General features: G+C 42.1%; 13 protein-coding genes. 8 read left to right on the top strand and 5 right to left on the bottom strand.

Annotated features, from left to right (window positions below; translation table 11 throughout):
• The 8 genes from AB6E30_RS14785 to AB6E30_RS14750 form a co-directional block, all read left to right on the top strand.
• Positions 1–1,587: hypothetical protein (locus AB6E30_RS14785; protein ID WP_372104129.1), on the top strand; the 1,587-nt coding region annotated here is incomplete at its 5' end.
• Between the two features lie 90 nt (positions 1,588–1,677).
• Positions 1,678–3,099 (top strand): hypothetical protein, encoded by a 1,422-nt coding sequence (locus AB6E30_RS14780; protein ID WP_136987184.1) that lies wholly within the window; start codon positions 1,678–1,680, stop codon positions 3,097–3,099.
• A gap of 3 nt (positions 3,100–3,102) precedes the next feature.
• The gene (locus AB6E30_RS14775) at positions 3,103–4,446 is read left to right on the top strand and encodes a hypothetical protein (protein ID WP_372104126.1); all 1,344 of its coding nucleotides are present in this window, start codon (positions 3,103–3,105) and stop codon (positions 4,444–4,446) included.
• Positions 4,447–4,535: 89 nt separating this feature from the next.
• Entirely contained in the window at positions 4,536–4,751 is a 216-nt protein-coding gene (locus tag AB6E30_RS14770) for a hypothetical protein (RefSeq protein WP_081231368.1), read from the top strand.
• Positions 4,752–4,902: 151 nt separating this feature from the next.
• Positions 4,903–5,181 (top strand): hypothetical protein, encoded by a 279-nt coding sequence (locus AB6E30_RS14765; RefSeq protein WP_154723894.1) that lies wholly within the window; start codon positions 4,903–4,905, stop codon positions 5,179–5,181.
• 17 nt (positions 5,182–5,198) lie between these two features.
• Positions 5,199–5,381 carry a hypothetical protein gene (locus tag AB6E30_RS14760; RefSeq protein ID WP_154723895.1) on the top strand — a complete coding sequence of 61 codons (183 nt, stop codon included), beginning with the start codon at positions 5,199–5,201 and terminating at the stop codon, positions 5,379–5,381.
• Positions 5,382–5,606: 225 nt separating this feature from the next.
• Positions 5,607–6,524 (top strand): hypothetical protein, encoded by a 918-nt coding sequence (locus tag AB6E30_RS14755; protein WP_136987186.1) that lies wholly within the window; start codon positions 5,607–5,609, stop codon positions 6,522–6,524.
• Positions 6,525–7,017: 493 nt separating this feature from the next.
• A complete protein-coding gene (locus AB6E30_RS14750; RefSeq protein ID WP_136987187.1) occupies positions 7,018–7,254 on the top strand; it encodes a hypothetical protein in 237 nt (78 codons plus the stop codon).
• 74 nt (positions 7,255–7,328) lie between these two features.
• On the opposite strand, the gene AB6E30_RS14745 is transcribed toward AB6E30_RS14750, so the two are convergent.
• The 5 genes from AB6E30_RS14745 to AB6E30_RS14725 all read right to left on the bottom strand — a co-directional run bounded on the left by AB6E30_RS14745 (position 7,329) and on the right by AB6E30_RS14725 (position 10,708).
• Positions 7,329–7,502, bottom strand: coding sequence for a hypothetical protein (locus AB6E30_RS14745; RefSeq protein ID WP_154723896.1), 174 nt, complete (start codon positions 7,500–7,502; stop codon positions 7,329–7,331).
• A 54-nt stretch (positions 7,503–7,556) separates the two neighbouring features.
• The gene (locus tag AB6E30_RS14740; protein ID WP_154723897.1) at positions 7,557–7,700 is read right to left on the bottom strand and encodes a hypothetical protein; all 144 of its coding nucleotides are present in this window, start codon (positions 7,698–7,700) and stop codon (positions 7,557–7,559) included.
• A gap of 6 nt (positions 7,701–7,706) precedes the next feature.
• A complete protein-coding gene (locus AB6E30_RS14735) occupies positions 7,707–8,732 on the bottom strand; it encodes an EAL domain-containing protein (RefSeq protein WP_154723898.1) in 1,026 nt (341 codons plus the stop codon).
• A gap of 469 nt (positions 8,733–9,201) precedes the next feature.
• Positions 9,202–9,498, bottom strand: coding sequence for a hypothetical protein (locus AB6E30_RS14730; RefSeq protein WP_372050549.1), 297 nt, complete (start codon positions 9,496–9,498; stop codon positions 9,202–9,204).
• Positions 9,499–9,574: 76 nt separating this feature from the next.
• Positions 9,575–10,708, bottom strand: coding sequence for a hypothetical protein (locus AB6E30_RS14725; protein WP_372050550.1), 1,134 nt, complete (start codon positions 10,706–10,708; stop codon positions 9,575–9,577).
• Positions 10,709–10,970: the final 262 nt, after the last annotated feature.

The raw sequence follows: 10,970 nt of genomic DNA, 5'->3' as shown, positions 1-10,970 counted from the left end.
TCACCACAGTCGGCGGCTCAAACGGGTACAGTAGCGCCAGCAACTCAAGTGGCAAGTGCATCACCGCAGAAAGTGGATGAGACAGTACCTACGAACTCACGCCCTGAAAGTTCAGCACCACAGTCGGCGGCTCAAACGGGTACAGTAGCGCCAGCAACTCAAGTGGCAAGTGCATCACCGCAGAAAGTGGATGAGACAGTACCAGCTAACTCACGTACTGAAAGTTCAGTAGCAAAGTCGGGCAATGTAGAGTCAGCAACACAACTGGCGAGTGCTCCTACTCAAAAGGCAACTGATGCTGTTGCAAATACACAACGCCCTAATACTTCAGAGAAGGAGACGGGAACAAATCAGACCCAATTGGTGAATGCATCCACTGACTCCAATAACGGTAATCAAGGCACGGGAACTAGTGAGGACTCTCAAAATGATTACAAAATGGGGAATCAAACCAAACTAGCATCACTCAACGACACTGATTCAAGTTCGCCTTCTGTTACCGGAAGCGGTTCAATGGACCTAGCATTATTGGAGTCTTCACAGTTCAGTGGTATGGCTGATGGAGATAAAGAGATTGTGATGGAGGCTATTGCTAGTGGCCAACTTACTGCTGATGAAGGCATTGAAGTGTTCAATGCGGTTGAAAGTGGAGAAATTAACTCAGATGAAGCTATTCAGATAGCTAACGGGACAAAGGAATTGCCGAGCGCCCGTAATGAAATGTTGGCTTCTACTGGCTCTAGTCAGTCGAATAGTGACCTTACTGATGACATGGGATCGGCGCTTACAGGTGCAGACAATGAGTTCATCTCTAAAGAAAGCGATGCACATTTAGCGTCAACGAACTTTGAAGCGCCAGTATCAGGAGCGGTCGAGCAGCCAAGCGCTGAACAGTTTGAAGCGCAAGTGGCGATGGATACTCCTAACCAGTTTGATACATCGGTAGCACCAAATGGTGGTGGAGAAATGAACTCAACTATGGGCGAGGGTGAACAACACTTGGCGTCAACGAGCTTTGAAGCGCCAGTAACTGGAGCCGAAGAGCAGCAAAGCACTGAGCTATCGGGTACGCAAGTGGCGATGGATACTCCTAACCAGTTTGATACATCGGTAGCACCAAATGGTGGTGGAGAAATGAACTCAACTATGGGCGAGGGTGAACAACACTTGGCGTCAACGAGCTTTGAAGCGCCAGTAACTGGAGCCGAAGAGCAGCAAAGCACTGAGCTATCGGGTACGCAAGTAGCGATGGATACTCCTAACCAGTTTGATACATCGGTAGCACCTAACGATGGTGCAGAACATGACTCTATGATGCGAGAAAGTGGTACTCAACTAGCATCAACAGGATTTGACGCTCCAAACGATGGACATATGGACCCAAGTACGTCTGACGCAAACTTAGGAGACAACTCTAATAAGTTGGATATTGCGACAGCTTTAACTACTGGCGACAAGACAAATCTTGAAATGGACGCCGATGAAATTATCAATGGCGACAAGCTTGATACTGTAGTTGGCTTGGGAGGTTCAGTAGGAGAAATCGATGGTGACGTGAATTATGATCAAGACACAAAACTAACATAATGCCCATATTGATGACGTTTAATCGATATTTCTAATAACTAAACCCTATTGGTGTATACAAACTCCAATAGGGTTTTTTTAGGTTTCCGAATGAAGATATATTCCACAATCGCATTGATGATCATGTCGTTCGTTTCTGAAGCATATGAGGTTTCAGGGAGAAGTTTATTAATCATGGATGCGCAAACTACGGTTGGCTTAGAAGCTTTAGGTGTGGAAGCCGCTAAAGTTGATGCATTGGAACGAGTTGAGCAAACCATTTCCAAGGGAGACAAATATGGACTTGTGTATTCCTACCAGCCATCCATTCAGAAACTTATTGTCTTAGCTCAGGATAAAGTTGAATGCGATGTTGGCATTTGCTTAGAAACAACCATTAAATTGATAGTCGATAAACAAATTGCTAAGGCTATCACTCAAAGCCTTCATAACAGTGCTAGTGGCATGTCGCAACTTGAGTCAAAGCCCAAAGATGTACTAAGTGCGCAGCTAAACCAATTTACATTGATAGAGTCACGCCACTCTCGGTTACCAATTGAGTTCCGCGCAGAAGACGGAATCTATTCTCAGTGGTTAAGGCTCAGAGCAAAGGAACAAAAGGAGCTTGTTAAACGTATCAAGGTATCTACGATATTTAAGGATACGGGGTTCGTTCCACAAGAAGTTAAGCTGAATAAGGTGCCTGTGTTTGACTCAATAGGTGAGCCATCAACGTCTCAGTACATTGCCTATTCGTTTGTCCTACCTGGTTCTGAGAAGATGAATGATCTGGTAAAAGCCGTTCCATCTTTAATCTCTGATACTCGGTATGTGACTATGAAGATGAGTGTCCCAGAGCTGTCCATAGAGCAGGTCGAATTTAGGGCTAAGTACCATTGCATGTTATTCGCATCGGCAGATGATTACTTATCACATCAATCGCTGACAACAGCTCAGTTGTTTCACCGAGAGCCAGAAGTAGCAATCAACGTGTCAGGAAAGATAGTCCATATAGGTCGTGGGTACTATTACGAAAAAGGTTCCGAATCTGATTCAGTATTCAAGCGTTCAGGGATACCAACCTATTGTGAATTGCTTAATGGAGAATTGGTGTTTCCTAAAGATACAAAACAGGCAACTTTATTGGGGTCCCATGTGACGGTGTTTAGTACTGTTCGTATCCGGGAGGTAGCCACGGATTTCCATGGGGATGAAACGAATATTGATGATTGGCTTCTCGTTGATTCCAACTTTGATAAAGCATGGATAGAGTCACGTTATACAGATGAGATTAATACGATCCGACAAGGATGCATTGATGCGGTGTGTTCTTCACAGGTTATAACCCCTAAACAATTCATGTTGATGCTTAATGGCGAACCCCATGTTGCCTTCTCTAAAGTCGCAGCCGGAATGAGATACCCATTCAGAATTGAGCGCTATCAACCAACGTACCCTCTTGTTGTTCCATACGTGGGCTTACAGACCGCAGGGTATGGTACTGCTTTGAGTTCGTTAACAGTGGAGGAGTGATGTATGGGACGTATGTTTATTTTGTTGTTTCTAATGTCTAGCCTAGTGACTGCAAAGCCATTCGACGCAACTGTAGAGCGCGTAGTTCCGAGCGAGCAAGTAACGCAGGCTCTGTTTCAGCAATTGAAAGATGAAGCTGCGTTTTTAGCTGTCTCTAAAGCGGATCTACGTGGTTATGTAAAGACGAGTCAAAGTTATAACGGAACTTATCTAGAGACATTGAAGGTTCTACTACCTCTAGTAGCCGATGTGGATGTAGTTAGTCAATCAGTGAATAACTGCACTGGTGCTGATTTTAAATGTGTATCACTGACAGTCAATGTGGATATAGACAGAAGAGAGTTCCAGTCTCAGCTTGAAATGATAAAGAATGATGAAGTTTTAAGAAGAAGTCTGGAGCAATATCATAGGGAGCCTGGTCATCCTCTTCGAAAGCGCATTACGATGTTGTCTTCTCAGATCGAGAGTTTGAGTAAACGTGGTGAACAGTCTGATTTGATTAATTCGCTAAAGCTGCAGCTTCATGAGAGCAAGTTGGTGGAACGTGATATTAAGTCAATGCGAATTGTGACTGAAATTGCACGGCATTATTCGGATTTCATTATCTTTACTCAAGTTGAAGGTATCGAGCGCATTTCTAGTAACAGAGTGAAGGTTACATTACGTTCACGAGGTAGCTCATATGGCAATCATGACTTTGATTCTCGTTTAGCTGCAATTATAGATAGTAACGGTTATGCAATGGACATGTACCACCGAGTGGTGCATCAAGGAAATGTTTCTTCTCGCATCAGTCTAGGAAATCACTTTGATGATGGCCACCAGCTAAAAGTGCGACAGCTTTGTATTGAACCGAACTCCTTTGAATTTCATTCACCGGTTCTACAGGCTTTATATGAAAGTGACACGAAACTTACGCTTCCGCTTTATTCACAAAGTAGATTTGTACGAGTTGGTAGCTTCAAGGGTGAACCTGTACCAAAAGAAACAAAAGTGGATAGTTACTCTTACTGTATTTGGGACAAATTCGAATACCAATATTCAGTTGAATTGGCGGATAAAGAAATAGAACACTTTGCGATGTCGGCTAGTAGGTCAGCGGCCAGTCGTCTCACTATTGGCATAGAACCGGAACAATACGCTCAGATGTCGCCTAAGCAATGTCAAGCGTATATGGATATCAATGGCTTACTTGATGCTACCCACCAGAAAAAGCCTCGTAGGGTGTCACAGGGCGCAATGTTGCCAGCCTTTGGCAACGATTCAACGCGATACCGTGAGAATGTGATCATCGGTTGTAATGCGGATACCGGCGACTGTCTAGACCGAGCAATACAACACTTCTAAATACATTCCCCCCAATTTGGGTACGGAACATATTCATTAGTAGCTTTTTTGTTGTATAACTAAAATATGCAACAACAGGAGATTACAATATGTCACGAAGAACTGAGCAACAAAGCCACGATGATTTTTGCAATAGAATGCAGAACAACCGACGCAAAAATTCTGGAGTAAGGAGACGTGGCGTATCTCATCGTCATTCATCCCCTGAAAGAGAAGAAGACAAACTGTTTGGAGGTCTTCCATATGTTCATTGGCTTTCAAATGAGATGGATCGAGACAAAGCCTTTGAAGGTGACGATGATTAATGACTGCTGCGCGTTGCATTCCCTTCAATGTGCTTCTTTGAGGGCTATTGATATTAGACCAAATCGAACATTCACGATGGTTATACGTTCCTTGGGATAGATCTGGTAGACCAGAAAATTTAAACAGGATTTTGTAGCTTAGGGGTATTAAATGGACACACATGACTTTACAGGGTTCAAAATAGCCCTTGTCCCGAACAGCCCTGAAACTCCGATGATCTTGATTTTTGATGGTGTGGCTTGCTGTAGCATCGAACTACCATCTACAGGTGAGTTTCATGTTTTACCTGCTGATGACCGAGCGTTATACCACTTAGTACAGTTCAAAATGAACGGTGCTAAAAATAACCCTCCGGAGATAGATTTTCATGTGCCAGTATCGGAAATGGAAAGGTTTAAAAAAACTAGCCTTTTACCAGTAATCAGCTAATGGGGGAAAATGCGTTAATGACAAAAATAGTAATTTCGGTAGTTATTGCGTTCGCGTTCTTGGTCTGGGTTCTACTAACAGATTACGAAGCTACTCGAACAACTCAATTGCCTCTGATGTTGATGACGGTTGTAGCGATAGGTGTCGCGTTATTTAATGGTGCATTGATTTATAACCGCATAAACAAACCGAACAAGTAGGGAAAATATTATGCTGTTTGAAGCGATCTACATTCAACAGTTTTACTCTAAAGGTTAAAATGGAAACTTAATTATCCAGTCTCAATCTTCATTACCTCGACACCTCTTTACTCCTTCACACCTAATAAACATCCAAATATCTTTCATTATTTAACCATTTTATCGCGTTATTGCTCCATTCTTTCTTTACTACCTTCGGTGTAAATGAATGAAACGGAGATGCGTATGGATTCCGATCTAGTTAATGGATATTTGAAAGAGCATCTATTCCCAAAGATGACCCAAGAAACAATCGATCAAGCCTTTGGTCACCTGGTCCCCAGATTAGGTGCTGGTGAAATGGTCGAGTTGTTATGCCCTTCCTGTGGAAACAAGGGGACCCACTTTTTAGGCACTGGCAGTTTCAACTGTGAGTCTTGTGGACCTACTTCGATTATCGACGCCTATTCAAACGACCACTCAGTAACACCACATCGCGCCATTATAGAATTATGTCGCCTAGCCGGTTTGAATATACCTGCTGACATTTACCGTGAACTCACACCTGAAGATATCAAATTCACGGATATCGTTATGGACATCGCGAGAATGAGAGTCTTGCCAAAAGAAGTGGAAGAGTGGGGGCTTTCAGTGGATGAACGCAATGTGCCTGACCATCTATCCTGTATTCCAGACGCTGAACAATTTATCGAATATGTGAACGCTGTTAACGGTTGGGTTCCCAATGCCGTTATTGATGCCATCACTGAGTTTCAAGGCGAACCCATCTTATTGTTCGTTAACAAAGGTCGCTTAGTGTTCATTAAACTCAATGGATACAGCTCCGCGAGATCACCATTCATCCGGTCTTACACAAAAGGCACTAACAAAACCAAGCGAGTGTTTGTCTCAGATGATCCACTGTTTATAGATATGTGTTGGTCTAAGGGCCTATCTGCATATTTTATCAATCCAAATTTTATGACCCCGAGAGCGATTGAGTTTCTGAGTGATGAATTCAAATCGAAATCGGTGGTTGCAGTGTGGACCAAAACCAAAAGCCAAGATTACGTATTTAGCCGAGATCAAAAAGTACATCGTTACGATTGGTTTAGTCGTAAGGTTCCAGGTTCTTATCAACGTATTGCGGAGTTAATTCAATGACTATTTTTAATGCAAAATATCAAGCGACGGTGCCTGTTTTAAATTTCGTAAGAGGCTGGGTCATTGTCCTTATTGGGTTTATGTTTTACACCTCACTGGTCAGCTCATCCCATAGTTACCACCCACCGGTGCAAGAAGTGATATCTCTTTGCCTACTTGCCGTCTGCCTGTCTTGGACTGAATTTGTAGAAATCAAAGAGGACACGGTTGAAACTTACTATCGCCATTCGCTACTCACCTTCATAAAAACACCAAGGTTCGTATATGAGATCCAAAGCGATTGGTCTTTAGAAGCTAGGCCCAGTTCATTTGGGTATACAATATGGACAGCCAAGAGCGATAACGCTTTAATTCAGATATTTCATACTGGCCATGTGTCTAATTGCTATAGCAAGAACTAAACTTTTCGTAAATTGTTGTATATAGCAAGTATGTTTGACCATTAGAGATTAAATGTATGAATTTGAAATTTGCTTTTTTTTTGGTAGCCTCAATGTCTTTCACTGTCTCTGTGTCAGTTGTCGCGTCTGAATCAGTGCAAGAAGGCGAGGGCAGTTTGAACCAACAATCCCTGAGCCAATTGGTAGAACAGCACGGGGACAAGACTATCGGTGGTTATGAACGGATGAATGAAGATGGCAACATTGAACAGTCTATTTATTCGGTGTCTGTACTCTTGGTCGATGGGGCGGTGAAGGCTGATCTTCAAGATAGTGAGCCAGTTAACTAAACGTTTTTGAAAGCACCCACCAGTTCGGTCATCAGTTACTTTTTCCTTTTCTTGCCTTAGTGGTGGGTTACAGTTTAGTCAGCATACCAAAGTCGTAGGCAAATAAATCTACTGTCGCCAGTGTCAATTTTAGTCTCATAAATAGATTCAATACTGACAATAGAAACTGCTTGTTCAACTAACCAGTTATTCAATCGCTCATGTGCGACATCCACAAGAAGTTCGTTAGCTGACGTTCTCGTGTTCATACCACATCCTAAAACATTAAATTCGATACGTTTTATCATCATTTTCCCTCTACGTTAGCCGTACCAAGACGCGTTGGTAATCAAGTTAGTCATTTGTTCTACTTCATTAGCGGATAGCGTTAATCTTGCGTCACCATGAGCCAATACAAAACGACCACTGACATTGACCAATCCACCTTTGGAACTTCCATTAGGCATCGTGTGTCAATGGTTGAAATTAGTATAATGTTGTTCGAAGTCATTGGAAGACAAGGGCTTTGAAAATAAAAAGCCCTGAAAACTCTCTATACCTGAAGATTGGTATAGTTGTAGTGCTTCTGGTGTCTCTATCCCTTCTAGAGTGGTGTTCAACCCCAGCTGCTTAGACAGGATGACAAAGTTTTCTAGCACTTTAATGCTTATCTCCTGCGATCTTGTATCATTGACTTTAAAGGTAATGAGGCTTCTGTCGAACTTGATTGTGTCGAACTTGATGGTCGTCAACATAGTCATACTATTGTGACCTGCAGTAAAGTCATCCAGAGCTAAATCGGCTCCCGACTGTTTCAGGAGCTCGATATTTCTGAGCATCATGTCATTGGTTTCAATTTTTGTTTGTTCTGTAATCTCTATTTCTATTGATATCCTTTCATTGACCACTGTACTCAAAGCATTGGCAATTTTTTTGATTGAATCAGTACACTGTAGAGTGTCGGCGGCAACATTAAACGATAAAGTGAAATCGTCAGTGATTTTATTTGTTATCAGCCAAACCTTTAATTGTTCGATGGCTTGTACAGCGATTTCGGTGTCTATTTCTGAAATCAAGCCTTCTTTGATCGAGAAGGGGATGAATTCTGCAGGTGGGATAACACAACCTTGGCATTCCCAACGTGCCAGTGCTTCACAGCCCGTTATCTTTCCACTTGTTTGTGAAACTCTACTTTGAAAATACGGTTTGATGTCACCATTATCTAAAGCAGTGTTAATACGCAGTACTTGGTTATTTCTCTCGCGAATCGTGATTACTTTTTGCATTTGAGTTAGAACGAGTCGATTGCCAAAGATGATCCCAATGATAAACCCACTGCACGCCATAATGACGCTTACTTCTTGAAAGATAGAAAGCTCTACTTTACCTTTTCCAATCAAGAGCCCAGCTAGACAAGCGGCAGCTAGTAAAGGCATACACAGAGATATCGCAAGTACGTTCCTTTCCTTCGCATATTCATTTTGTATTGAGTTAGTCATAGCTACTTATCTCGATTAGGTTCATTTCATGTCCCAATCAATTGAACTCTAATATTAATGATAAGTGTGCAAATAAGGCCCTTAAATTCATACATAGATTGTACAAATATCGGTTTTAAGCCTCTGAGCTCTATAGGGTAGTTAGATATCCACAAAATTTGTTAGTTGCTGGTGGATAAATACACAAAGTTGATTTGAGTGAATGGTTTAAAGTCTGCAGGGTTCAAGCATCGGATGTATAGAATCTTTTGAACGACTCAATAGAGTAGAGCAACTTACTGTAGAAATGAAAAAGTCGCTGTTAGGCGACTTTCACTCTGCCACATTTTCATGTGGATTCGTCAATACGTTGTCATGGCGCATTATATTGCCACAAACTCATCTTAGGTGGGACGAGCTGCATTGTTGTCAAATAGACAATCGATTTTCGCCGCTTAACTGATCCTTCGTCATGAATCTCTGATCCTCACTACTTATAAAGAGTAGGGTTAACGGACAGTTTCAAGTTAGTGATTGTTGAATCAATCTTCTCAGCCCAAGCAAGAATTTGTTGCTTATCGAACTTTAAACGCGTCAGTACCATACTGTTTGGGGCTTCAATAGCTATGCTGCCCCCGTTGACGTTCGCAACACGCAGTTGATGGCCATAGTGGGGAAATTGCTCATGAAACTTCTGATTGATTTCTGCAATGTCTTGGAGCTTGTCTTTGATTGCCGAAAATTTAGTGTCCTGGAACACATCACACAAGCTTGCTGTCGCTCTCATAATTCTCTCCAGTTAGATGAGTACACATATGGTTGTACACCATCTAATAGAAAAATGAGTGTCGAATGAATAGGACCTAATTGTTACCCAATTGAAGGTTTTTGGCCTCAAGTTCTTTGATGATGGTCTGGTTATTCGCTAGTTCTTCTTTTTGACTTTCGTTTTGCTGAGTAAGACGCTTAACATCATCCTCTAGGCGGCTACTGAAGGCACCTTGTCTTTCGATGGTACTAATGTTTTGACTGTTAGACATACGTAGCTCAGTAAACTGATCTGATAGAGAGGTTAGTCGTTCTGATGCAGTACCAAACCTTATCGTTGCTTGCTCTAACTCGCTGGCTAGGCGTGCGTTTTCAGATTTTGTTGTAATGTATTCCGCTTCAACTTCTGCTAGGTCAGTGCTGAATTTGTTTCGACTCTCACGTAATTCTTTGATCAGTTGAATATCGCCCTGAGCCTGAGTTTCGAACCTGATGATTTCTCCGGATTTCTGAGTCACAGTGTCACTTAGTTCGGATATCTTGTTTCGACATTCATTGAGCTGAGTTTCTAAGTTGCCTATTAGTGTCTCTTGGTTTTCGAGTTTGACCTCAGTCTTGGCCACTTGGCTTTGAGCCTTATCAAGATCGATTTTTTGATTATTCAACTTGTCCTGCAAGCCACCAATCTCATCCGTCAGCCGTTGTTCAATACCTTCACAGTTCTTTTCGCTTTGCGCAAGTTCGGTTGTAAGCTTGGTTATCTCTTTGTCTTTCAATGAAATTGTAGTGTTTGATTCTTCAAGCTTAACACCGGCTAACTCCAGCTCACCCTCCGTCTTCAAAAGGAGTTCATTGGCCAGATCTGCTTCATCTTTATACATGAGAACTTCGGCATTGTGCTCTGCATCTTTAGCGGCGCTTAATCGAGTGATTTCAGTTGAAAACAATTCAACAAATTCATCGCTAAAGCCTCGTTCTCTGAAGAGGTCCATTCGTTTGTTCTTAGCTTGAGTGTTCCATTCACGGACATCCACGTTAATCGTGGAGGTAGATTTAACGTCCGGCATCATTGATAAGACATTGCGAACACTGGTTTTCTCGCCTTTAACGAAGAGCGAATCACAAATTTCAAAAACACGTTGGCGTCGTTGTAGTTGATCTGCGGTAAGGTCTTTCTGTGTGCTGATGTCGCTCATTAGATGGTACTCAAGTTCAGATTTCGATGTCATTCATTTTAATCGAACATTGGTCGAACGTCCAGAACGAACGAACACCTGTTCGATGTTCGATAATTGTCGTTTGAAGCGAAGCACGGTAAAAATGTACCGTTCATTTACTGGATGCGTTGTTGTTAGAATTTTAGCCCCACTACCCTCCAATAAAAGTGACACTGTAATTAACTCAGATAAATTGAATGTCAGGATAATCACGCGTAGATTTAAAGCCATAAATTGCACATTTTCTAGATCTCAGATAATTACAATTATATGT

The organism is Vibrio sp. 10N.247.311.12 (assembly GCF_041467515.1).
Lineage (GTDB): Bacteria > Pseudomonadota > Gammaproteobacteria > Enterobacterales > Vibrionaceae > Vibrio > Vibrio crassostreae_C.
This window is presented reverse-complemented; position numbering and strand designations above follow the sequence as displayed.

What these genes read in the sequence shown, in the direction of transcription:
- AB6E30_RS14780 (WP_136987184.1), top strand. Translation starts at nt 1,678, where the DNA reads ATGAAGATATATTCCACAATCGCATTGATGATCATGTCGTTCGTTTCT.
- AB6E30_RS14775 (WP_372104126.1), top strand. Translation starts at nt 3,103, where the DNA reads ATGGGACGTATGTTTATTTTGTTGTTTCTAATGTCTAGCCTAGTGACT.
- AB6E30_RS14770 (WP_081231368.1), top strand. Translation starts at nt 4,536, where the DNA reads ATGTCACGAAGAACTGAGCAACAAAGCCACGATGATTTTTGCAATAGA.
- AB6E30_RS14765 (WP_154723894.1), top strand. Translation starts at nt 4,903, where the DNA reads ATGGACACACATGACTTTACAGGGTTCAAAATAGCCCTTGTCCCGAAC.
- AB6E30_RS14760 (WP_154723895.1), top strand. Translation starts at nt 5,199, where the DNA reads ATGACAAAAATAGTAATTTCGGTAGTTATTGCGTTCGCGTTCTTGGTC.
- AB6E30_RS14755 (WP_136987186.1), top strand. Translation starts at nt 5,607, where the DNA reads ATGGATTCCGATCTAGTTAATGGATATTTGAAAGAGCATCTATTCCCA.
- AB6E30_RS14750 (WP_136987187.1), top strand. Translation starts at nt 7,018, where the DNA reads ATGTCTTTCACTGTCTCTGTGTCAGTTGTCGCGTCTGAATCAGTGCAA.
- AB6E30_RS14745 (WP_154723896.1), bottom strand. Translation starts at nt 7,502, where the DNA reads ATGAACACGAGAACGTCAGCTAACGAACTTCTTGTGGATGTCGCACAT.
- AB6E30_RS14740 (WP_154723897.1), bottom strand. Translation starts at nt 7,700, where the DNA reads ATGCCTAATGGAAGTTCCAAAGGTGGATTGGTCAATGTCAGTGGTCGT.
- AB6E30_RS14735 (WP_154723898.1), bottom strand. Translation starts at nt 8,732, where the DNA reads ATGACTAACTCAATACAAAATGAATATGCGAAGGAAAGGAACGTACTT.
- AB6E30_RS14730 (WP_372050549.1), bottom strand. Translation starts at nt 9,498, where the DNA reads ATGAGAGCGACAGCAAGCTTGTGTGATGTGTTCCAGGACACTAAATTT.
- AB6E30_RS14725 (WP_372050550.1), bottom strand. Translation starts at nt 10,708, where the DNA reads ATGACATCGAAATCTGAACTTGAGTACCATCTAATGAGCGACATCAGC.